Genomic DNA, 20,993 nt, shown 5'->3' with positions numbered 1-20,993 from the left:
TTTTTTGCCTTCAGCAACGTTTCGCTATTTGATTTTGACGTAAAAAAAAGCCCATCGTGGGAGATGGGCAAAGACTACACACAGCAATTCGTTGTTTCACTCAGGGGATTTCCATGCTTATAAATCAATATCTTGATCTATAACCGTGGGCTAATAGTAGGCATCAGGGCTGTTGGCGTCGATCGGATTCTTCTCAATAGTTAAATCAGTGTGAAGAATATGAGAGGTAAATATCGAGCTGGAACATGAATATGCCGGAAGTGGCGAGGGATTGATAAATTTAGCTTAAGTTTAAGGCGGGTTTCCCCGCCTTTCTGTTACTTTTCGCTTTTGTTATGGCTGGCATTAAGCTCGGCGAGCTCCGCCAGAACCAGATCGGGGTCCAGCGGCGGCGGCGGTACTTCTTGCACCCAGGCGTCGTAAAGACGCCAGGAGACGGCCAGCAGCACCGGGCCGATAAACAGGCCAATCATGCCGAAGGCGATCAGGCCGCCGATAACGCCGGAGAGGATCAGAATCATCGGCAGGTCGGCGCCCATGCGAATCAGCACCGGGCGAATCACGTTATCCATCGTACCCACCACGCAGCTCCACACCAGCAGCACCGTGCCCCAGGTCGTATCGCCGGTCCAGTACAGCCAGATAATCGAGGGCACCAGCACGATAAGCGGCCCCAGCTGTACCAGACAGGTGAAAATCATCACCACGGTCAACAGCGCGGCGTAAGGTACGCCGCTTATCGCCAGCCCGATACCGCCTAGAACCGCCTGCGCCAGCGCGGTGACAACCACGCCCAGCGCCACGGCGCGTACCGCCTGTCCGGCAAGGACCACCGCAGCATCGCCACGCTTTGAGGCCAGACGGGTAGCGAAGTAGCGGAAACCATAGGCGACGCGTTCGCCGCGCCAGTAAAGCAGGGCGCTGAACAACAGCATCAGTCCGCAGTAAACCAGCAGTTTACCAATATGCGCCGCCTGGCCGACAAACCAGGTGGTGGTGGCGCCGATATAAGGGCGAACCTTAGCCATAATCGCCGCGCCGCCCATCTCCAGCAGGCTATGCCAGGCGGAATAGAGTTTATCGCCGATCAGCGGAATCGAGTTCAGCCAGGCGAAATCCGGCAGCGTTACCTGGCCGGTGCTGACGATTTTGATCAGCGGGGCGCTATTATCGACCAGGCTATTCACCAGTAAGGCGATAGGAATAACGAACAGTAAAAACAGCAGCAGCGTCATCACCAGCACCGCCAGCGAGCGCTTGCCAAACAGCAGCTTTTGCAGACGCAGCAGCACCGGCCAGGTGGCGATGACCACGGTGCCGGCCCAGGCAAAAGAGAGAATAAATGGTTGCACAACCCACAGGCAGGAAATAATTATCAGGGACAAAAACAGCACCGACAGCAGAATTTGCGGTATGTCCCGGGGCTGATGTTGGTTAATCATAGAGAAAATTTACCTTTCCAGTCGCGTCTCAATGCTGACGCAGCGTAATTCCATGTACAGATAATAATATCAATAATTTCGCGCGCCTGATTTTGCCCGTAAATCTCGTGGGCGGATATGAAAAAAATGTGATAAAAAGTTGAGTGCGCCACGCAAACGTTTAATTTGCGCATTATTACATCATCTAAACACAACATATTCAGGCAGGGTCAAGCGTCATGATCCCACAGATTTCTCAAGCGCCGGGCGTCGTTCAACTGGTGCTGAATTTTTTGCAGGTACTGGAGCAACAAGGATTCACCGGCGATACCGCCACCAGCTATGCCGACCGGCTCACCATGGCGACCGATAACAGCGTCTATCAGCTGTTGCCGGACGCCATTCTGTTTCCCCGTTCCACCGCGGACGTCGCTTTACTGGCGCGGCTGGCGGCGGAACCGCGCTTTCAATCGCTGATTTTTACCCCACGCGGCGGCGGTACCGGCACCAATGGTCAAGCGCTGAATGCGGGGATCATCGTCGATATGTCGCGCTATATGAACCGTATTATCGAAATCAATCCTGAAGAGGGGTGGGTGCGGGTCGAAGCCGGGGTAATCAAAGACCAGCTCAACCAGTTTCTTAAGCCCTACGGCTACTTCTTCGCGCCGGAACTGTCGACCAGTAACCGCGCGACGCTCGGCGGAATGATCAATACCGATGCTTCCGGACAGGGTTCATTGGTTTACGGTAAAACCTCCGATCATGTGCTTGGGGTGCGATCGGTACTGATGGGCGGCGATATCCTTGATACCTTGCCTATTCCCGCCGCGCTGGCGGAAACGCTGGGGCGAGAGCAGTCAGCGATTGGCCGCATCTATCGTACCGTCTATCAGCGCTGTAAAGCGCAGCGTCAGCTGATCATCGATAAATTCCCGAAATTGAACCGCTTCCTGACCGGCTACGATCTGCGTCATGTCTTTAATGATGAGATGAGCGAGTTCGACCTGACGCGCATTCTGACTGGCTCCGAAGGCACGCTGGCATTTATCACCGAAGCGCGGCTCGATATTACGCGTCTGCCGAAAGTGCGCCGCTTGGTCAACGTCAAGTATGACTCCTTTGATTCGGCGCTGCGTAACGCGCCCTTTATGGTTGAAGCGAAGGCGCTGTCGGTGGAGACCGTCGACTCGAAGGTGCTTAATCTGGCCCGCGAAGATATCGTCTGGCACTCGGTAAGCGAACTGATCGCCGATGTGCCGGATAAAGAGATGCTGGGTCTCAATATCGTTGAGTTTGCCGGGGATGATGCTGAATTAATCGACGGCCAGGTAACCACCCTGTGTCAGCGTCTTGATGAACTCATGTCGCAGGGCGCCGCGGGAGTCATTGGCTGGCAGGTCTGTCATGAACTGGATGGCGTTGAGCGCATCTATGCCATGCGTAAAAAGGCGGTTGGGCTGCTAGGCAACGCCAAAGGCGCCGCTAAACCGATTCCTTTTGCTGAAGATACCTGCGTGCCGCCGGAGCATCTGGCGGATTACATCACCGAGTTTCGTGCTTTACTCGACGGGCATGGCCTGAGCTACGGCATGTTTGGACACGTCGACGCCGGGGTGCTGCACGTTCGTCCGGCGTTGGATATGTGCGACCCGCAGCAGGAGGTGCTGATGAAGCAGATCTCCGATGAGGTGGTGGCGCTGACGGCCAAATATGGCGGCCTGCTGTGGGGCGAACACGGTAAAGGGTTCCGCGCCGAGTACAGTCCGGCCTTTTTTGGCGAGGAGTTATATAGCGAACTGCGTAAAGTGAAAGCGGCATTTGATCCGGACAACCGATTGAATCCGGGGAAAATTTGCCCACCGGAAGGCGTCGATGCGCCGATGATGAAAGTCGATGCAGTGAAGCGCGGCACCTACGATCGTCAAATTCCCATTGCCGTGCGTAGCGCCTGGCGTGGCGCGATGGAGTGTAACGGTAACGGTCTGTGCTTTAACTTCGATGTAAAAAGCCCGATGTGTCCGTCAATGAAGGTCAGTAATCAGCGCATTCATTCGCCGAAAGGCCGCGCGACGCTGGTGCGTGAATGGTTACGTCTGCTGGCCGACCGCGGGATAGACCCGAACAAACTGGAGCAAGAACTTCCGGAAAAAGGTGTGAGCCTGCGCGCCCTGATCGAGCGTACCCGCAATAGCTGGCATGCGCGTAAAGGCGAATATGATTTCTCGCATGAAGTGAAAGAGGCGATGTCCGGCTGCCTGGCCTGTAAGGCCTGTTCAACCCAGTGCCCGATTAAGATCGACGTGCCGGAATTCCGCTCCCGCTTCCTGCAGCTGTATCACAGCCGCTACCTGCGCCCGGTACGCGATCATCTGGTGGCGACGGTCGAATCGTACGCGCCGCTGATGGCCCAGGCGCCGAAAACATTCAACTTCTTTATCAATCAGCCGTGGATGCGCAAGCTGTCGGAAAAACACATCGGCATGGTCGATCTGCCGCTGCTCTCCGTACCGTCGCTCAAGCAGCAGCTGGCAGGCCATCGCTCCGCCAATACCACGCTTGAGGATCTGGAAGCAATGAGCGTCGAACAGCGTGCGAAGAGAGTGCTGGTGGTGCAGGATCCGTTTACCAGCTACTACGAAGCGCAGGTGGTGGCTGACTTTGTCCGCCTGATTGAAAAAGTCGGCTATCAGCCGGTACTGTTGCCGTTCTCACCGAACGGTAAAGCGCAGCATATCAAGGGGTTCCTGACGCGCTTCGCGCGCACGGCGCAGAAAACCGCTGATTTCCTCAACCGCGTAGCGCAGCTGGATATACCGATGGTTGGCGTCGACCCGGCGCTGGTGCTTTGCTATCGCGATGAATATAACCAGACGCTGGGCGAGAAACGCGGCGATTTTCGCGTGATGCTGGTGCATGAATGGCTGACCGAGGCGATAGCGCCTTCAGCCGGGAGGGACAACAGCGGCGAACCCTGGTACCTGTTTGGCCATTGCACCGAAGTGACGGCGCTACCGGCCGCGCCCAAACAGTGGGCAGAGATCTTTGCCCGTTGCGGGGCGAAAATGGAGTACATCAGTACGGGTTGCTGCGGCATGGCTGGCACCTACGGCCACGAAGTGAAAAACCACGCCAACTCGCTGGCGATTTACGCGCTTTCCTGGCAGCAGGCGATGGCGCGTTTACCGCGCGGTCGCTGTCTGGCCACCGGCTATTCCTGCCGAAGCCAGGTGAAGCGTATCGAAGGTAGCGGGGTACGTCACCCGCTGCAGGCTCTGCTGGAGATTATGGGATGATTTGGAAACGTCAGGCTTCGCTGCCGCAGCTTAACGCGATGGGCGAGGGAAACATGGTTGGCCTGTTGGATATTCACTTTGTGTCCATCAGCGATAACGCGATTGAAGCGACGATGCCGGTGGATCACCGTACACATCAGCCTTTTGGTCTGCTACACGGCGGCGCATCGGTGGTTCTGGCTGAAACCCTTGGCTCGGTCGCGGGCTATCTGTGTACCGAAGGAGAACAAAAAGTGGTCGGCCTGGAAGTCAATGCCAACCATATTCGTTCGGTGCGCAGCGGGCGGGTGCGAGGGGTTTGTACCGCGTTGCATGTTGGGTCTCGCCATCAGGTGTGGCAAATCGATATCACCGATGAGCAGGGGCGACTGTGCTGCTCCTCACGACTGACCACCGCCGTGGTGTAACGGTCGCCACATTATTTTAAGGGGATGCGCTTGCATCCCCTTCTTGTTATTGCGTTTCGTCCTTGATGACCTCGCTGGCGCCGTTTTTCTGCACCGAGGCGATACCCTTTTTAGCCGCATCTTTCGACGAGTACATCTCGCTGGTGGCGATGGTCTCATGGTTGTCAGCCTTCAGCAGAAAATACCACGGCTGCGAGACACTCTTTTCAGACTTTTTCAGTACGTAATATCCCATTTCTCACTCCTTCGGCGTTAACGAGCACTGAATAATCTGTAGACCATGGCTAACGGCACGGCAAGCAATCATTTAATAAATATATATTTGTTAAATCATTCGTTGTAATTATGCTACTATTTTAATTACGAATTACATTCACGGTAACAAAGAGGACGGAGTTAACCATGGGTATCATTTCCTGGATCATTTTTGGTTTGATCGCTGGTATTTTGGCTAAGTGGATTATGCCGGGCAAAGACGGCGGTGGATTTATTGTCACCGTGATCCTCGGTATTATCGGTGCGGTAGTCGGTGGCTGGATCAGTACGTTATTCGGCTTTGGCAAAGTTGACGGTTTTAACTTCGGTAGCTTTGTCGTGGCGGTAATTGGCGCACTTGTGGTGCTGTTTATCTACCGTAAAGTGAAGAGCTAATACGCCGAGCGCCTATTCACTCTGAGACAGCAAACCGCCGTGAATCACGGCGGTTTTTTTTGTGCTCATGATAGCCGCAAGCAAACAAAAAAAGCCCGCTGGATACCCGCGGGCGAACCCATTTTGGCAAATTTTTCGGATGCTTCCTTACAAAGGGCGTAAACACCGTTTTGCCGGATGTTAAGGCGCAGCCCGACCGCTTCCCGGCTGGAGAAGCGGCTGGGAAATTTTATGCCCAATTCAGCGGTAAAATAAGCTAACAAAAACGGTAGGGGAAGGGGGGAATGGTTACTCCAGTAACACGCTCATCACCAGCAGCACTACCATGCACATCGACATAATACTGATATCAATCATCCTGTAAGACACAAGCTCCCGTAAATAATAGCCCAGCGTTGCTCCGGCAAGTATTCATCAACGACGTCAATTGTACATGAGTAAACGCAGACTTAACCAACCCTGCTTTTAAGAATTAACTCACTTCATCACAAAATTGAATCGTTCTGCAAAGAAGGCTTGCTATTAATTGCCAGCAGCGTCGATTGGCGCTTTGGGGAAAATCTGTAGTCGGGCTTCGGATGTGTAAAATGGAATCAGCAGAAAAGCTAAACCTGCACCACCGGTTGCATACTGCACTGCCAGATCGGCGCTGCGGGTGATAAATATTTGATGACCTCCCCAACTACAAGCCACGCTCATATCCGGCGTACAGTTTTTCCATTTGCTCAGTAACTCGCCACTTTTTGTCAGGTATAAGTACTTCTTGTCCGAACCCGATGGCGGCGCCGCGGATTCGGCTAACAGGATGAACGTTTGAGTGCTTACTACTTTCCCTTGTCCGTCTAACGATGAGGCCTGTAGCGTTGCGGTAGGGTAGTTGAAGCGTAATTCAACGGTTGCGGCATTTTTATCACTGACGTAAAAAACCTGCGTTAAATTATCCGCGCCCCAATACTTTCCGCCGCTGGATTGAAGCGGTTTGATCTTAAATCGATATACGTTCTGCGTGCGTATATCCTGGCGCTGGGAGTATTCGGCATTGTATTGCGCGCTTTGCGGCGCGTTAACCGAGCAGCCGGTAAGTAACCCCATTAATATTAATGCTGAAAATTTGCGCATGCCTTCCCCGTCCATCATTCATCTATTGCCGCCGGTTGATTATGCCCGTTAAGCCAAACGATAAAAAACGCAGAACGCTACCAAACTCGGTAGGTCGTTGCATCACGCGCCATCTGACATATAGTTAAAATAAGTGGCGGCACGCTTGTTATTGCATCATGGAACAGAGAGGGAGATATGACAATTACGCTGTGCAAAGCTTGCGGTACCTCCTATGAATTTAGCGAAGTCCCTACACAACAACATTGCCCGATCTGCGAAGACGAGCGTCAATTTGTTCCTGTGGGCGGGCAGCAGTGGATTACGTTAAATAAGCTTAACGCATCGCATAACAATAAGTGGCAGCAGCATAACAGTGGGCTTTTTAGCATTCGCACCATCCCCAGTTTTGCCATTAACCAGCGTGCATTTCTGCTGCGTACGCCGCAGGGCAATATTCTGTGGGACTGCATCGCCAACCTCGATGAGGCGACAAAAACGCTGGTTTCCGCGCTGGGTGGGCTGAAAGCCATCGCTATCTCACATCCGCATTACTACAGTTGTATGCAGGATTGGGCGGCGGAGTTCAAGGCGCCAATCTATCTGCATGGGGATGACCGCCAGTGGGTCATGCGCGACAGCCCGTGGATTACCTTCTGGGAGGGAGATAGTCTGCAACTGATAGCCGATGCCAGTCTGATTCGCCTTGGTGGGCATTTTGCTGGTGGCTGCGTCCTGCACTGGGCGCAGGGCGACGGCCTGCTATTATCCGGCGATATAGTCCAGGTTGCGCCGGGAGCTAACGCCGTTTCTTTCATGTGGAGTTATCCCAATATGCTGCCGCTGCCGGCTGCCACGGTGAGTGATATCCTCCGACGTCTCGACGGGGTGAAGTTTAGTCAAATCTACGGCGCGTTTGAAGGGCGGGAAATTCTGGTTAATGCCCAAGAAATCGTACGTCAATCGGGGAAAAAGTATGTGGCATGTTTGGCCAGACATAGCGTCTAGTTATGCCGGGCTCTCTTTAGGACGAAAAAAAACTGAATCGGAAGTATTCTTGAACCAGTAATATGCCCGGCGAAAGTTCATGAGGAATTGGCCATGAATATTTCTGGTCTTAAGCGACACTTATTATTTTGTGTTAATGTTTCTGGTTTATTTACCACAAAAATGATAATCGATAGTCTGCTTTGTGCATTGCTTGTAGCGGTTTTTTACAATGAGGTTTATATCATGGTTTTCTTCGCCAGCGAGTCACTTACCGTGGTGCAATAAATATTCTATGGAAAGTCATTAAAGGCATGGCGAAGAGCGTCAGCGCGGGGGGCGTTTCTTGTTGTGTCTGTACGCCCCTGTGACGGGGCATGATTGAAAATTATAATAGAAAGTCTTTTGATAGAAGTAGGGAATAATATTTGAGTTATTAATATTTCTTTTTGAATGTGTTTTTTTGTTTTTTTCGATCCTTGATATAGGAGATGAAAACAGCAATAGCAAGTAACAAAAGAATTATCACAATAATAACGAAAAATAAATTTTCCATTTGAGATATCCTCAGGAATGAAGATCGGCGATTTTATTGTTATGGCGAAGAATCTACCTCTCTACCAGGAAAAATCCTAGTAAAAAATACGCGTCGGATAACAAAAAGTATAACCGAATGATGGTTCATAATAGAGGTGGCATTAAATTCCGAATTCCAGCGGCAGAAACGCTATTTTCTATAGCTATTTACTATTATTTCCCTTTGATGACATCCTGAAGGCACAAGCGTTCTCAATCCTGGCGCTGGCAAGGAAGCTGCCTGTGGCTACCACATAGACGGGCCTTTTGCCTATTCAATAAATAGGTATTTTCGATACATCTTTCTTCATTGCCGCTTTATATACGCGCTTATCCTAATAACTTATTATTTATCAATCTATTAATTGCAAAAAATGCGGTCTGATAACCTCTCGACCAGGGTCTATGCTTATAGAAAAGCGTAAAAAGGGGCGAAATGGCCGAATACCCCTGTTCCCGCAGGGTTGAAGTGATAATCATTATCACTAACATGAGGGTAGGGCCCGATAGCGGCAATCGATGAGGTAGAGCGATGGAATTACAAACAAGCACCTTTAATCCCGACGATTTTAACTGGCAGGGGCTGACGATGACCCCCGCGGCGGCGGCCCATATCCGCGAACTGATGCATAAACAGCCGGACAAGCAGGGGCTACGTCTGGGAATCAAAACCAGCGGCTGCGCCGGTTTTGGCTACGTGCTGGAGATGATTGCCGAACCGGCGGACGACGACCTGCTGTTTGAGCGCGACGGCGCGAAGCTGTTTGCGCCGCTGCAGGCGATGCCGTTTATTGATGGCACCGAACTGGATTATGTTCGCGAAGGCTTAAATGAAATATTCAAGTTTCATAACCCGAAAGCGCAGCACGAATGCGGCTGCGGCGAAAGCTTCGGGGTGCAGGCGGAGTAACTATGTCTCGAAATACTGAAGCAACTGACGATGTCAAAAGCTGGACCGGCGGCCCGCTCAACTATAAAGAAGGCTTCTTTACTCAGCTACAAACCGATGAGCTGGCCAAAGGCATCAACGAAGAGGTGGTTCGCGCGATTTCCGCGCGTCGTAATGAACCGGATTGGATGCTCGAATTTCGTCTCAACGCTTTTAAGGCGTGGCAGGAGATGGAAGAGCCGCACTGGCTGAAAGCGCATTACGATAAGCTCAATTATCAGGATTACAGCTACTACTCGGCGCCATCCTGCGGTAACTGCGATGATACCTGCGCCTCGGAACCCGGCGCGGTACAGCAAACCGGGGCGAATACCTTCCTGACGAATGAAGTCGAGGAAGCCTTTAACCTGCTTGGCGTACCGGTGCGTGAAGGCAAAGAAGTGGCGGTGGACGCCATTTTCGACTCGGTATCCGTGGCGACCACCTACCGCGAGAAGCTGGCGGAGCAGGGGATCATCTTCTGCTCCTTTGGCGAAGCGATTCACGATCATCCGGAACTGGTGAAAAAGTACCTTGGTACCGTAGTGCCGGGCAACGACAACTTTTTTGCCGCGCTGAACGCCGCGGTCGCCTCTGATGGCACCTTTATCTACGTGCCGAAAGGCGTGCGTTGCCCGATGGAACTGTCGACCTATTTCCGTATCAACGCCGAGAAAACCGGCCAGTTTGAACGTACGATTCTGGTCGCCGACGAAGGTAGCTATGTGAGCTATATCGAAGGCTGCTCGGCGCCGGTACGCGACAGCTATCAGCTGCACGCGGCGGTGGTGGAAGTCATCATCCATAAAGATGCAGAAGTGAAGTACTCCACCGTGCAGAATTGGTTCCCCGGCGATAACAATACCGGCGGCATCCTTAACTTCGTCACCAAGCGCGCGCTGTGCGAAGGCGAAAACAGCAAGATGTCGTGGACCCAGTCGGAAACCGGTTCGGCCATTACCTGGAAATACCCGAGCTGCATCCTGCGCGGCGATAACTCGATCGGCGAATTCTTCTCGGTGGCGCTGACCAGCGGCCATCAGCAGGCGGATACCGGGACCAAAATGATTCATATCGGCAAGAACACCCGCTCGACCATTATCTCAAAAGGGATCTCCGCCGGACACAGCCAGAACAGCTATCGTGGGCTGGTCAAAATTATGCCGACCGCCACTAACGCCCGTAACTTCACCCAGTGCGATTCGATGCTGATCGGCCCGGACTGCGGGGCGCATACCTTCCCCTATGTCGAATGCCGCAATAACAGCGCCCAGCTGGAACACGAAGCCACCACCTCGCGTATTGGCGAAGATCAGCTGTTCTACTGTCTGCAGCGCGGCATTAGCGAAGATGATGCGATCTCGATGATCGTCAATGGATTCTGTAAAGACGTGTTCTCAGAATTGCCGCTGGAGTTCGCCGTCGAAGCGCAAAAATTGCTGGCTATTAGCCTTGAACATAGCGTCGGCTGATAATTAAGGAAAAAAGATGTTAAGTATTAAAGATTTGCAGGTCGCCGTAGAAGACAAAGAGATCCTGCGCGGGCTGAACCTTGAGGTGCGCCCCGGCGAAGTGCACGCGATCATGGGCCCTAACGGCTCAGGGAAAAGTACGCTCTCGGCGACGCTCGCCGGACGGGAAGATTACGAAGTCACCGGCGGCAGCGTCGAGTTTAAGGGCAAAAACCTGCTCGAATTAGCCCCGGAGGATCGCGCCGGGGAAGGCATTTTTATGGCTTTTCAGTACCCGGTGGAAATTCCCGGCGTCAGTAATCAATTTTTCCTGCAAACCGCGCTCAATGCGGTGCGCGGCTATCGCGGCGTGGAAGCGCTGGATCGTTTCGATTTCCAGGATTTAATGGAAGAGAAGATCAAACTGCTGAAGATGCCGGAAGATCTGCTAACTCGTTCGGTGAACGTCGGTTTCTCCGGCGGCGAGAAAAAACGCAACGATATTCTGCAAATGGCGGTGCTTGAGCCTGAGTTGTGTATCCTGGATGAATCGGATTCCGGGCTGGATATAGATGCCCTGAAGATTGTCTCGGAGGGGGTTAACTCGCTGCGCGACGGCAAACGCGCCTTTATTATCGTCACCCACTATCAGCGTATCCTCGATTACATCAAACCGGATTACGTCCACGTGCTGTATCAGGGGCGGATCGTCAAGTCAGGCGATTTTACTCTGGTTAAACAACTGGAGGAGCAGGGCTATGGCTGGCTTAGCGAACAGCAGTAACGCGCTGCAGCAGTGGCATCATCTGTTTGAAGCGCAGGGCGAGGCGCGCACGCCGCAGGCCAATCAGCATCTGCAGCAGCTGTTGCGCCTGGGACTGCCGACGCGCAAACATGAAAACTGGAAATACACCCCGCTGGATACGCTGCTAAGCGGCACTTTTGTTGCAAGTCCGGCGACGCTCGGCGTGGCGCAGCGCGACGCGCTGGCGCTCAATCTCGACGCCTGGCGGATGGTGTTTGTCGATGGCCGCTTCAGCCCGGCGCTCAGTGACGATCTCGCCGCTAGCGGTTTTGACGTCAGCGTTGATAACCAGCGCCAGCATCTGCCGGAAGCGGTACAGCCGGAAGTGTTTCTGCATCTCACTGAAAGCCTGGCGCAGACGGTGACTCGCATCAGCGTGAAGCGCAACCAGCGCCCGGAAAAGCCGCTGCTGCTGATGCATATCACCAGCGGTCTGGCCGGCGACGAGCTTAATACCGCCCACTATCGTCATCATCTGGCGCTGGAGAGCGGGGCGCAGGCGACCATCATCGAACACTATACTAGCCTTGATGAGCAGCGGCATTTCACCGGCGGACGCCTGACCATGTCTGTCGCCGACAATGCCCATCTGCAGCATATCAAGCTGGCATTTGAAAATGGGCAAAGCTATCACTTCGCCCATAACGATCTGCTGCTTGGCCGCGATGCTTCGGCTTTCAGCAGCAGCTTCCTGCTGGGCGGCGCGGTGTTACGACACCATACCAGCACCCGTCTGGCTGGTGAAAACAGCAATCTGCGTATTAACTCGCTGGCGATGCCGGTGAAAAACGAGGTCTGCGACAGCCGCACCTGGCTCGATCACCGCGTTGGCTACTGCAACAGCCGTCAACTACACAAAACCATCGTCAGCGATAAGGGGCGGGCGGTGTTTAATGGTCTGATTAACGTCGCGAAACACGCGCTGAAAACCGATGGTCAGATGACCAATAACAATCTGTTGTTGGGAAGGCTGGCGGAAGTCGATACCAAACCACAGCTGGAAATTTACGCCGACGACGTCAAATGCAGCCACGGCGCTACCGTCGGGCGCATTGATGACGAACAGCTGTTTTATTTGCGCTCGCGTGGTATCGATCAACAGGCGGCGCAGCAGATGATCCTTTACGCCTTCGCCGCCGAGCTCACTGAAGCTATTAGCGATGATGCGCTGAAACAACAGGTGTTGGCGCGTATAGGCAAGCGCCTGCCGGGAGGAGATGCATGACATTTTCAGTGGAACGCCTGCGCGCCGATTTCCCAGTGCTGAGCCGCGAGGTTAATGGTCAGCCGCTGGTCTATCTCGATAGCGCCGCCAGCGCGCAGAAACCGGAAGCGGTGATTAATGCCGAAGCCGAGTTTTATCGCCACGGTTACGCTGCCGTCCATCGTGGTATCCATACCCTGAGCGCCGAAGCGACGGCGCGGATGGAGCAGGTACGCCAGCAGGCGGCCGCTTTCCTTAATGCCCGTTCGCCGGAAGAGCTGGTGTTCGTGCGCGGTACCACCGAAGGCATCAATCTGGTGGCCAATAGCTGGGGCGGGGCTAACGTCGGGGCTGGCGATAATATTATCGTCAGCGAGATGGAACACCACGCCAATATCGTGCCGTGGCAGATGCTCTGCGCCCGCGTCGGCGCCGAGCTAAGAGTGATCCCCCTCAACCAGGATGGCACCCTACAGCTCGACGTTATCCCCGGCCTGTTTGACGACCGTACCCGGCTGCTGGCGATAACCCAGGTGTCGAACGTGCTGGGGACGGAAAACCCGCTATCGGCGCTGATCCCGCTGGCGCATCAGCATGGCGCGAAGGTGCTGGTGGATGGCGCGCAGGCGGTGATGCATCACCCGGTGGATGTGCAGGCGCTGGATTGTGATTTTTACGTCTTCTCGGCGCATAAACTGTACGGGCCGACCGGTATCGGCGTGTTGTACGCCAAAGAAGCATTGCTGCAGGAGATGCCGCCGTGGGAAGGCGGCGGGTCGATGATTGCCACCGTCAGCCTGAAGGAGGGCACTACCTGGGCGAAAGCGCCGTGGCGCTTTGAAGCCGGTACGCCGAATACCGGCGGAATTATTGGCCTCGGCGCGGCGCTGGACTATGTCAGCCAGATTGGGCTTGAGCAGATTGGCGAATATGAGCAGACGCTGATGCGCTATGCTCTCGAGGAGCTGAAAAAGGTGCCGGACTTGACGCTTTATGGCCCGCAACATCGGTTGGGCGTCATCGCTTTTAACCTCGGGAAACATCATGCCTACGATGTCGGCAGTTTTCTCGATAACTACGGGATCGCGGTGCGCACCGGACACCACTGCGCAATGCCGCTGATGGCGTTCTACCAGGTTCCGGCGATGTGCCGGGCATCGCTGGCGATGTACAATACGATGGAAGAGGTGGATCGGCTGGTGGCCGGGCTACAGCGGATCCACAAATTACTTGGTTAAAGGACGCGACTATGGCGGCATTACCAGACAAAGACAAATTGCTGCGCAACTTTATCCGCTGCGCCAACTGGGAAGAGAAGTATCTCTACATCATTGAACTCGGCCAGCGCCTGGCGCCGCTCAGCGCGGAAGAACACATCGCGCAGAACATTATTCAGGGCTGCCAAAGCCAGGTGTGGATCGTGATGGAGCAGGAGCCATCCGGCGTGATTACCCTGCGCGGCGATAGCGATGCGGCCATCGTCAAAGGGCTGATTGCGGTGGTCTTCATCCTTTACGACCGCATGACCGCGCAGGATATTAGCGAATTCGATGTGCGTCCGTGGTTTGAAAAAATGGCGCTGACCCAGCATCTTACCCCCTCCCGCTCGCAGGGCCTTGAAGCGATGATCCGCGCAATTCGCGCGAAAGCTGCAAATCTTAGCTAGAATAAACAGGTAGATTTCATTCTGTTACGTGCGACGAAGGCGAGTGCTTTCGTCGCCGCGCAGATCCTGGCGTTTTATCAGCGAAAGAAGGAATCTCAGTATGAAACGCGCGTCTCTCATCACGATGACCCTTCTCGCAGCTCTGAGCGCGCAGCACGGCGCCTGGGCTGTCGATTATCCACTTCCCCCTGCCAACAGCCGTTTGATTGGCCAAAACCAATACTGGACGGTACAGGAAGGGGATCGCAACCTGCAGGCTATCGCCCGCCACTTCGACACGGCGGCGATGCTGATTCTTGAAGCCAACGATACGATTGCGCCGGTGCAGCCGAAGCCGGGCACCCGGGTCTTAATCCCATCGCAGATGCTGCTGCCGGATGTGCCGCGTGAAGGCATTGTCGTCAATCTGGCCGAGCTGCGGCTGTACTATTTCCCGCCGGGGCAAAATCAGGTGCAGGTCTATCCCCTCGGCATTGGCCAGTTGGGGCTGGAAACGCCGGAGATGACTACCCGCGTCGGGCAGAAAATCCCTAACCCGACCTGGACGCCAACTGCCGGTATTCGCGCGCGCTCGCTGGAGAAGGGCATTAAGCTGCCGCCGGTGATCCCCGCCGGGCCTAATAATCCATTAGGCCGTTACGCCCTGCGGTTGGCCTACGGTAACGGCGAATATCTGATCCACGGTACCAACGCCCCTGATAGCGTCGGGCTACGGGTGAGCTCCGGCTGTATGCGGATGAATGCCGATGACATTAAGGCGCTGTTCAGCCAGGTGCGCGCCGGGACGCCGGTGCGGATTATCAATCAGCCGGTGAAGTTCGCGGTAGAACCCGATGGTAAACGCTACGTAGAGGTCCACAGGCCGCTTTCGCAAACCGAAGGGGAAAATACCCGGACAATCTCTTACACGCTTCCTGCCGCGTTTCAGGCCTTTTCTGACGATAAAGCGGTGGATGATCTGCAGCTGAAAAAAGCGCTGTCGCGTAGAGCAGGGTATCCGGTGGTGGTTTCGGAAGGGGCGGGCAGCGCGACGACGGAGCTGTCGGCGCAGAATAGCCAGCACAACGACGCTAAGCTGACGCAGTAGGGTAAAACGACAGGCAAAAAAAATGGCGCACAATGTGCGCCATTTTTATTACCAGAACTCTTACTTACGGTAAGAGTGAGCCTGGTTGTCCAGACGCTGGTTAGCGCGAGCTGCGTCGTCTTTAGCAGCCTGAACGTCAGAACGCATTGCGTTCACGTCGTTGCTCAGCTGGTCAACTTTAGCGTTCAGAGTCTGAACGTCAGAAGACAGCTGATCGATTTTAGCATTGCTGGAGCAACCAGCCAGCAGAGTAGAACCCAGGATTACCGCGCCCAGTACCAGTTTAGTACGATTCATTATTAATACCCTCTAGATTGAGTTAATCTCCATGTAGCGTTACAAGTATTACACAAACTTTTTTGGGATGAGAATATTTTTTTTATCCGAATGCACTTATTTTTGATCGTTCGCTCAAAGAAGCATCGAATTCGTCGATCTGGTTTAAAAAGCGCTGTGAAAACAGAAGGCTTCCATCGGATTCATCTTAGATAATCTCTTATTAAATAGTAAAATCCGATTTGCATTTTTATTAAGAACAGCTAGGGAATGAATAAAAAAAAGCGCCCCAGAGGGACGCTTTAAAAAAAGATAAAATAACCTGTAAATTATTACAGCACGTGCACGGAGGCTGTGTTAGTGGTGCCGCTTGGAACCAGCGCGCCGGAAACCATCACAACCACGTCGCCTTTACGCGCCAGGCCGCTCTGCAGCGCCAGCTCTTTACCCAGGTGGTAGAAATCATCAGTAGAGGCGATCTCTTTCACCAGTTGCGGTACCACGCCTTTGCTGAGAACTAACTGACGAGCGGTGGTTTCGTTGGTGGTCAACGCAAGGATAGTGGCGTCCGGGAAGTATTTACGCACTGCGCGCGCAGATTTACCGCCCTGGGTGGCGACGACGATCAGCGGCGCTTCCAGTTTCTCAGCGGTTTCAACAGCGCCGCGGCAAACCGCTTCGGTAATGCGCAGTTTACGGTTGTCGTTGTTGTAATCAAGACGGCTGGTCATCACGCGGTCGGTACGCTCGCAGATGGTCGCCATAATGGTAACGGCTTCCAGCGGGTATTTACCTTTCGCGGATTCGCCGGACAGCATAACGGCATCGGTGCCGTCGAGGATGGCGTTAGCGACGTCGCCTGCTTCAGCGCGGGTCGGGCGCGGGTTTTTGATCATGGAATCCAGCATCTGGGTCGCGGTGATAACGACTTTGCGCGCGCGGATACATTTTTCGATGATCATCTTCTGCGCGAAGATAACTTCTTCAACCGGGATTTCAACGCCCATATCGCCGCGAGCAACCATGATGCCGTCAGAAGCTTCGAGGATTTCGTCGAAGTTGTTCAGACCTTCCTGGTTTTCGATTTTGGAGATGATCTGGATGTTTTCGCCGCCGTGCGCCTTCAGGTGCTCGCGGATTTCAACGACGTCAGAACGTTTACGGATAAAGGAAGCCGCAACGAAATCAACGCCTTGCTCACAACCGAAGATCAGGTCCTGCTTGTCTTTGTCAGCCAGCGCCGGCAGAGCGATGGAAACGCCCGGCAGGTTAACGCCTTTGTTCTCGCCGAGGTCGCCGTTGTTCAGCACTTTACAGATAACTTTGTTACCTTCGATAGCGGTCACTTCCATGCCGATCAGACCATCGTCGACCAGCACGGTGTTGCCGACGCTCAGGTCGGTGGTGAAGCCTTCGTAGGTCACCGCAACGATTTCATTGTTGCCGACCACGGACTTGTCAGTGGTAAAGGTAAAGGTCTGGCCCGCTTTCAGGGAGACGTCGTTGCCGCCTTCCAGCTTAATGGTGCGGATTTCCGGCCCTTTGGTATCCAGCAGGATTGCGGCTTTCTTACCGGTTTTGTTCATCACATTGCGCAGGTTCTGGATGCGCTGACCGTGTTCCGCATAGTCGCCGTGAGAGAAGTTCAGACGCATGACGTTCATGCCCGCGTCCAGCATTTTGGTCAACATCTCTTCGGATTCGGTTTTCGGACCGATGGTGCAAACAATTTTGGTCTTTTTCATGACAGTCTTAGTCTTTAAGTTGTGAAGGATATGGAAATCTCGCTCCGGGGGCGCACTGCCGCGGAGTCAAACCTGTGTTACGAAAGTTGCAATGCCACGCTCTAAGGATAGGTGACAACAAAAGAGCGTGCAGAAGAATGTGTGCTGGCGGTTCAGCCCATGAAAAGTGGCAATGTTTTGTACGTTTTTTTGTGCAGTCCAATGCGCTGAAACCATTCAAGAAAGAATCGAGGCGCATTATACGCTGCCGAAACCAAAAAGGAAAATAAAAACGGCGTTTCATTTTTAGTGTGATTAATGTAACAAAATTCACACGATTTGCTCGCGAACCTGCAACACACTTTTGCCGCAGCGGATCAGATTAAACGGCGTTTTATCATATTTACTAACCGATTAAAGGCAGTAAAACGCCTCATTGAACGAAAAAAATAGCGCAGTTTGCTTTATTATAAAATCGTATCAATAATGAATTGATTGATAATGATAATTTAAGAGTCTTAATAATGGGAAATAAAGCGAAAGACGACGAGCTCTATCAGGAAATGTGCCGCGTAGTGGGTAAGGTGGTATTGGAAATGCGCGATCTTGGCCAGCAGCCAAAACATATTGTTATTGCCGGTGTCGTACGCACCGCGCTAGCAAATAGCAAAATTGAACGTTCCGCGCTAACCCGCGAGGCGATGGAAAGGGTGATTCATGCGTTATCGGGGCACTAATCGCCGCGCCCCGACATAAGTAATGCTTAAGAGATAACGAACCGAATCACCGCTTTCACCGCAATCTCGCAGTGGTGTGAAACCATTGCTTCGTCGTCGATTTCAGGCAGCGGATCGTCGAGGTACAGGCTACTGAAGGTATAAAAATTCGATACCTGATAGAAGCTGAAGCTGCTAATCAGTCGGTGCACGTCGCGCGCCTGCAGACCGGCCTGGAAAATCCCCTGTTGCTGGCCGCGTTGTAAAATATCCTCGATTATCGACAACGCGGTACGGTTCAGCGGCTTCAGCTCCTCTGAACCCTTGAGCCACTTCCCGCGCTGCATGTTTTCCATGCAGATAACCCGCATATAGTCGGCATGCGTGGCGTGATAGCGCACGCTCCATTTCACCAGTTGCGCCAGCGCCTCTACCGGCGGCAGATGCTCCAGCCCCAGCTGTTGTTCCGTTTCACGGATCTGCGCATACACATGTTGCAGTACCGCCTGGTACAGCTGCTCTTTGCTCTTGAAGTAGTAAACCACCATACGCTTGGTAGTTTGCGCCTCGATGGCGATCTGCTCCATACGCGCGCCGGGAAGGCCATATTCGGCGAACACGGTAATGGCGGCGGCGAAGATGCGCTCTTTCAGGGATTGTGCTTCATCATGAGCAACGAGGGACATAACGACTCCTTTTTCTGTGGAGACAAAAAATACACATAATGATCACAATTCAGCAACCAAATCTGGCGCCTGTGAACCAAATGATACATAGTCAGTGCTCATGTCGAATGATGACCCGAGGACTCTTATGTTGCGTTCCATCGCTACCGTTTCGATATCCGGTACTTTACCTGAAAAGCTGCACGCTATTGCCGCGGCCGGTTATCAGGGCGTTGAAATCTTTGAAAACGATCTGCTCTATTATACGGGCACGCCGCGCGATATTCGCAACCTTGCCGCTGAATTAGGGCTAAAAATCACGCTTTTTCAACCCTTTCGTGATTTCGAGGGCGCCAGCCGCGCGCAGTTTGCCGCTAACCTGCAGCGGGCGAAGCGGAAATTCGCCCTGATGCATGAATTAGGCTGCAACACCATGCTGCTCTGTAGCAACGTTCAGCCGGACTGTTCTGCCGATATCGAACTGCAGGTCGCCGACCTGCGCGCGCTGGCTGAGCTCGCCGAGCAGGAGGGGATTATCATCGGCTACGAGGCGCTGGCGTGGGGAACCCACGTCAACCGCTGGCGTCAGGCATGGGAACGGGTGCAGCGGGTGAACAGCCCGGCGATGGGCATTGTGCTTGATAGCTTCCATATTCTGTCGCTCGGGGATGATCTACAAGGCCTTGCCGCGGTGCCGGTTGAGAAAATCACCTTCCTGCAGTTGGCTGACGCGCCGATGATGAAGATGGATGTCCTTGAATGGAGCCGTCATTTCCGCTGCTTCCCGGGCCAGGGGCAACTGCCGCTGGTGGAATTCGCCTGTGAACTGACCCGCTGCGGCTACCGCGGACCCTGGTCGCTGGAGATTTTCAATGACGGCTTTCGCGCCTCACCCAACGGCGCCACGGCAAAAGATGGCTACCGTTCATTGCTGTGGCTCGAAGAGCAGACTCGTCGGCAGCTTGCGGATAGCGACGCGGCGTTATTTTCGCCACCTGCGCTACCGCACTATGACGGTCTGGAGTTTATCGAGTTCGCCGCCAGTCCGGCGGAGTCTACCGCGCTAGGCCAGCGCCTGACGCAACTGGGCTTTAAGCTTCAGGGCAAGCATCGTTCCAAGCAGGTTGCGCTCTGGCGCAATGGCGAGGCGCGGGTGATTGTTAATGCGCAGCCGCACAGCTGGGCCGACCATTTTCATCAGCGCCACGGCGTCTCATTGTGCGCGATGGCGCTACGGGTAAGCCGCAGCGCGCCGGTGGTGGAACGCGCCCGCGCCTACGGTTATGCCACCTGGCAGGGGGATGCGGGGCCAAATGAGAGTTCGATCCCGGCGGTTTGCGCTCCGGATGGCAGCCTGATCTACCTGGTCGAAGCCGGTGACGATATCTACGCCCGCGATTTTCATTTACAGGCAGCGGCGCCGCGCGACGACTACCGCGGTATTGACCATCTCGCGTTAGGCATGGAGGCCGAGAGCCGCGACAACTGGATTATCTTTTTCCGTACGGTTTTCGGCTTCAGTCTCGAACATGAACAGACGTTGCCTGACCCGTATGGACTGGTGCGCAGCCTGGCGGTTCGTAGCCCGCAGGGCGATATTCGTCTGGCGCTGAATATATCGCAAAGCCGAGCCACGCAGATTGCGCGTTCGGTCGCCTGTTATCAGGGGGCCGGGCTGCAGCACGCCGCTTTTGCCTGTCGCGATTTACCCGTAACGCTCGAAAGTCTGCCGCAGGCTGCGCTGAACGCGCTGCCTATCCCGGCGAATTACTATGAGGATCTGCTGGCGCGCTTTGGCGAAGAGCCGCAGGTAGAGACATTGCAGCGCCTGCAAATTCTCTACGACCGTGACGCCCGCGGCGGCGAATTCCTGCATCTTTATACCCGTCCATTTGTGGCGGGGCGCTTCTTCTTCGAATTGACCGAACGGCGTGACGGTTACGCCCAGTACGGCGCGGTAAATGCCGCCGTCCGCCTTTCGGCCATGCAGTACAGTTAAACGTAGCAAATGGTTCACAACACAACATCGCAAACA

General features: G+C 53.9%; 22 protein-coding genes, 1 other RNA gene and 1 pseudogene. 15 read left to right on the top strand and 9 right to left on the bottom strand.

What is annotated here, in order from left to right; genetic code table 11:
* Window positions 1-39: 39 nt before the first annotated feature.
* Window positions 40-147, bottom strand: an RNA gene (gene rprA / locus PGR23_RS15680) — antisense sRNA RprA.
* 170 nt (window positions 148-317) lie between these two features.
* Entirely contained in the window at window positions 318-1,442 is a 1,125-nt protein-coding gene (ydiK, locus tag PGR23_RS15675) for an AI-2E family transporter YdiK (RefSeq protein WP_015367025.1), read from the bottom strand.
* A gap of 218 nt (window positions 1,443-1,660) precedes the next feature.
* On the opposite strand from ydiK, the gene ydiJ reads away from it, so the two are divergent.
* Window positions 1,661-4,717, top strand: a complete 3,057-nt coding sequence (gene ydiJ / locus PGR23_RS15670; RefSeq protein WP_045396078.1) for a D-2-hydroxyglutarate dehydrogenase YdiJ — start codon at window positions 1,661-1,663, stop codon at window positions 4,715-4,717.
* Window positions 4,714-5,124: a 1,4-dihydroxy-2-naphthoyl-CoA hydrolase gene (menI, locus tag PGR23_RS15665; RefSeq protein ID WP_045396082.1), complete on the top strand. Its 411-nt coding sequence runs from the start codon at window positions 4,714-4,716 to the stop codon at window positions 5,122-5,124. Before ydiJ ends, menI begins: the two co-directional genes overlap by 4 nt.
* A gap of 46 nt (window positions 5,125-5,170) precedes the next feature.
* On the opposite strand, the gene PGR23_RS15660 is transcribed toward menI, so the two are convergent.
* Window positions 5,171-5,359 (bottom strand): YegP family protein, encoded by a 189-nt coding sequence (locus PGR23_RS15660; protein ID WP_045396087.1) that lies wholly within the window; start codon window positions 5,357-5,359, stop codon window positions 5,171-5,173.
* Window positions 5,360-5,526: 167 nt separating this feature from the next.
* On the opposite strand from PGR23_RS15660, the gene PGR23_RS15655 reads away from it, so the two are divergent.
* Window positions 5,527-5,775: a GlsB/YeaQ/YmgE family stress response membrane protein gene (locus PGR23_RS15655; protein WP_020079088.1), complete on the top strand. Its 249-nt coding sequence runs from the start codon at window positions 5,527-5,529 to the stop codon at window positions 5,773-5,775.
* A 522-nt stretch (window positions 5,776-6,297) separates the two neighbouring features.
* Here the strand turns inward: PGR23_RS15655 and PGR23_RS15650 are convergent.
* Window positions 6,298-6,894: a hypothetical protein gene (locus tag PGR23_RS15650; protein ID WP_047046943.1), complete on the bottom strand. Its 597-nt coding sequence runs from the start codon at window positions 6,892-6,894 to the stop codon at window positions 6,298-6,300.
* 177 nt (window positions 6,895-7,071) lie between these two features.
* On the opposite strand from PGR23_RS15650, the gene PGR23_RS15645 reads away from it, so the two are divergent.
* Window positions 7,072-7,881 carry an MBL fold metallo-hydrolase gene (locus PGR23_RS15645; RefSeq protein WP_315710105.1) on the top strand — a complete coding sequence of 270 codons (810 nt, stop codon included), beginning with the start codon at window positions 7,072-7,074 and terminating at the stop codon, window positions 7,879-7,881.
* 93 nt (window positions 7,882-7,974) lie between these two features.
* Complete coding sequence (locus PGR23_RS15640) at window positions 7,975-8,148, top strand: hypothetical protein (protein ID WP_315710107.1); 174 nt, start codon at window positions 7,975-7,977, stop codon at window positions 8,146-8,148.
* A 148-nt stretch (window positions 8,149-8,296) separates the two neighbouring features.
* On the opposite strand, the gene PGR23_RS15635 is transcribed toward PGR23_RS15640, so the two are convergent.
* Window positions 8,297-8,416, bottom strand: a complete 120-nt coding sequence (locus PGR23_RS15635) for a small membrane protein (protein ID WP_141097063.1) — start codon at window positions 8,414-8,416, stop codon at window positions 8,297-8,299.
* 552 nt (window positions 8,417-8,968) lie between these two features.
* Here PGR23_RS15635 and sufA point away from each other — a divergent pair.
* From sufA to ldtE, 7 genes are all read left to right on the top strand, one after another.
* A complete protein-coding gene (sufA, locus tag PGR23_RS15630; RefSeq protein ID WP_045396094.1) occupies window positions 8,969-9,346 on the top strand; it encodes a Fe-S cluster assembly scaffold SufA in 378 nt (125 codons plus the stop codon).
* Between the two features lie 2 nt (window positions 9,347-9,348).
* Window positions 9,349-10,836, top strand: a complete 1,488-nt coding sequence (sufB, locus tag PGR23_RS15625; RefSeq protein WP_045396097.1) for a Fe-S cluster assembly protein SufB — start codon at window positions 9,349-9,351, stop codon at window positions 10,834-10,836.
* A gap of 16 nt (window positions 10,837-10,852) precedes the next feature.
* On the top strand, window positions 10,853-11,599 hold the full coding sequence (gene sufC / locus PGR23_RS15620; RefSeq protein ID WP_430915638.1) for a Fe-S cluster assembly ATPase SufC: 747 nt from the start codon (window positions 10,853-10,855) through the stop codon (window positions 11,597-11,599).
* A complete protein-coding gene (sufD, locus tag PGR23_RS15615; RefSeq protein ID WP_045396101.1) occupies window positions 11,574-12,845 on the top strand; it encodes a Fe-S cluster assembly protein SufD in 1,272 nt (423 codons plus the stop codon). The genes sufC and sufD overlap by 26 nt, the downstream gene beginning before the upstream one ends.
* A complete protein-coding gene (gene sufS / locus PGR23_RS15610; protein WP_047050186.1) occupies window positions 12,842-14,062 on the top strand; it encodes a cysteine desulfurase SufS in 1,221 nt (406 codons plus the stop codon). The genes sufD and sufS overlap by 4 nt, the downstream gene beginning before the upstream one ends.
* A gap of 11 nt (window positions 14,063-14,073) precedes the next feature.
* Window positions 14,074-14,490 (top strand): cysteine desulfuration protein SufE, encoded by a 417-nt coding sequence (sufE, locus tag PGR23_RS15605; RefSeq protein ID WP_315710112.1) that lies wholly within the window; start codon window positions 14,074-14,076, stop codon window positions 14,488-14,490.
* Between the two features lie 100 nt (window positions 14,491-14,590).
* Entirely contained in the window at window positions 14,591-15,577 is a 987-nt protein-coding gene (gene ldtE / locus PGR23_RS15600; protein WP_315710114.1) for a L,D-transpeptidase LdtE, read from the top strand.
* 60 nt (window positions 15,578-15,637) lie between these two features.
* On the opposite strand, the gene PGR23_RS15595 is transcribed toward ldtE, so the two are convergent.
* The 3 genes and pseudogenes from PGR23_RS15595 to PGR23_RS15585 form a co-directional block, all read right to left on the bottom strand.
* A complete protein-coding gene (locus PGR23_RS15595; protein ID WP_002908860.1) occupies window positions 15,638-15,874 on the bottom strand; it encodes a major outer membrane lipoprotein in 237 nt (78 codons plus the stop codon).
* Window positions 15,875-16,185: 311 nt separating this feature from the next.
* Complete coding sequence (gene pykF / locus PGR23_RS15590; RefSeq protein ID WP_045396113.1) at window positions 16,186-17,598, bottom strand: pyruvate kinase PykF; 1,413 nt, start codon at window positions 17,596-17,598, stop codon at window positions 16,186-16,188.
* A gap of 7 nt (window positions 17,599-17,605) precedes the next feature.
* Window positions 17,606-17,740: pseudogene (locus tag PGR23_RS15585) on the bottom strand (hypothetical protein); the annotation flags it as partial.
* Between PGR23_RS15585 and PGR23_RS15580 the strand changes: the two are divergent.
* Together PGR23_RS15580 and fumD are read left to right on the top strand one after the other, a co-directional pair.
* Entirely contained in the window at window positions 17,736-17,867 is a 132-nt protein-coding gene (locus PGR23_RS15580) for a hypothetical protein (RefSeq protein ID WP_161801916.1), read from the top strand. The pseudogene PGR23_RS15585 and the gene PGR23_RS15580 sit on opposite strands and share 5 nt — an antisense overlap.
* Before the next feature lie 234 nt (window positions 17,868-18,101).
* Window positions 18,102-18,314 carry a fumarate hydratase FumD gene (gene fumD / locus PGR23_RS15575; protein ID WP_045396115.1) on the top strand — a complete coding sequence of 71 codons (213 nt, stop codon included), beginning with the start codon at window positions 18,102-18,104 and terminating at the stop codon, window positions 18,312-18,314.
* Window positions 18,315-18,340: 26 nt separating this feature from the next.
* Here fumD and PGR23_RS15570 read toward each other — a convergent pair whose 3' ends face one another.
* Entirely contained in the window at window positions 18,341-18,979 is a 639-nt protein-coding gene (locus PGR23_RS15570; RefSeq protein ID WP_045396118.1) for a TetR family transcriptional regulator, read from the bottom strand.
* A 127-nt stretch (window positions 18,980-19,106) separates the two neighbouring features.
* On the opposite strand from PGR23_RS15570, the gene PGR23_RS15565 reads away from it, so the two are divergent.
* Window positions 19,107-20,957, top strand: coding sequence for a bifunctional sugar phosphate isomerase/epimerase/4-hydroxyphenylpyruvate dioxygenase family protein (locus PGR23_RS15565; protein WP_315710116.1), 1,851 nt, complete (start codon window positions 19,107-19,109; stop codon window positions 20,955-20,957).
* Window positions 20,958-20,993 lie beyond the last annotated feature (36 nt).

Origin of the sequence: Klebsiella sp. 141162 (genome assembly GCF_050600755.1) — a bacterium.
Taxonomy (GTDB): Bacteria; Pseudomonadota; Gammaproteobacteria; order Enterobacterales; family Enterobacteriaceae; genus Klebsiella; species Klebsiella aerogenes.
Note: the sequence above shows the minus strand (reverse complement) of the source record. Positions and strands in the feature narration are given on the sequence as shown.

Coding starts and splice junctions, on each gene's coding strand:
- ydiK (WP_015367025.1), bottom strand. CDS start 1,442: ATGATTAACCAACATCAGCCCCGGGACATACCGCAAATTCTGCTGTCG.
- ydiJ (WP_045396078.1), top strand. CDS start 1,661: ATGATCCCACAGATTTCTCAAGCGCCGGGCGTCGTTCAACTGGTGCTG.
- menI (WP_045396082.1), top strand. CDS start 4,714: ATGATTTGGAAACGTCAGGCTTCGCTGCCGCAGCTTAACGCGATGGGC.
- PGR23_RS15660 (WP_045396087.1), bottom strand. CDS start 5,359: ATGGGATATTACGTACTGAAAAAGTCTGAAAAGAGTGTCTCGCAGCCG.
- PGR23_RS15655 (WP_020079088.1), top strand. CDS start 5,527: ATGGGTATCATTTCCTGGATCATTTTTGGTTTGATCGCTGGTATTTTG.
- PGR23_RS15650 (WP_047046943.1), bottom strand. CDS start 6,894: ATGCGCAAATTTTCAGCATTAATATTAATGGGGTTACTTACCGGCTGC.
- PGR23_RS15645 (WP_315710105.1), top strand. CDS start 7,072: ATGACAATTACGCTGTGCAAAGCTTGCGGTACCTCCTATGAATTTAGC.
- PGR23_RS15640 (WP_315710107.1), top strand. CDS start 7,975: ATGAATATTTCTGGTCTTAAGCGACACTTATTATTTTGTGTTAATGTT.
- PGR23_RS15635 (WP_141097063.1), bottom strand. CDS start 8,416: ATGGAAAATTTATTTTTCGTTATTATTGTGATAATTCTTTTGTTACTT.
- sufA (WP_045396094.1), top strand. CDS start 8,969: ATGGAATTACAAACAAGCACCTTTAATCCCGACGATTTTAACTGGCAG.
- sufB (WP_045396097.1), top strand. CDS start 9,349: ATGTCTCGAAATACTGAAGCAACTGACGATGTCAAAAGCTGGACCGGC.
- sufC (WP_430915638.1), top strand. CDS start 10,853: ATGTTAAGTATTAAAGATTTGCAGGTCGCCGTAGAAGACAAAGAGATC.
- sufD (WP_045396101.1), top strand. CDS start 11,574: ATGGCTGGCTTAGCGAACAGCAGTAACGCGCTGCAGCAGTGGCATCAT.
- sufS (WP_047050186.1), top strand. CDS start 12,842: ATGACATTTTCAGTGGAACGCCTGCGCGCCGATTTCCCAGTGCTGAGC.
- sufE (WP_315710112.1), top strand. CDS start 14,074: ATGGCGGCATTACCAGACAAAGACAAATTGCTGCGCAACTTTATCCGC.
- ldtE (WP_315710114.1), top strand. CDS start 14,591: ATGAAACGCGCGTCTCTCATCACGATGACCCTTCTCGCAGCTCTGAGC.
- PGR23_RS15595 (WP_002908860.1), bottom strand. CDS start 15,874: ATGAATCGTACTAAACTGGTACTGGGCGCGGTAATCCTGGGTTCTACT.
- pykF (WP_045396113.1), bottom strand. CDS start 17,598: ATGAAAAAGACCAAAATTGTTTGCACCATCGGTCCGAAAACCGAATCC.
- PGR23_RS15580 (WP_161801916.1), top strand. CDS start 17,736: ATGTGTGCTGGCGGTTCAGCCCATGAAAAGTGGCAATGTTTTGTACGT.
- fumD (WP_045396115.1), top strand. CDS start 18,102: ATGGGAAATAAAGCGAAAGACGACGAGCTCTATCAGGAAATGTGCCGC.
- PGR23_RS15570 (WP_045396118.1), bottom strand. CDS start 18,979: ATGTCCCTCGTTGCTCATGATGAAGCACAATCCCTGAAAGAGCGCATC.
- PGR23_RS15565 (WP_315710116.1), top strand. CDS start 19,107: ATGTTGCGTTCCATCGCTACCGTTTCGATATCCGGTACTTTACCTGAA.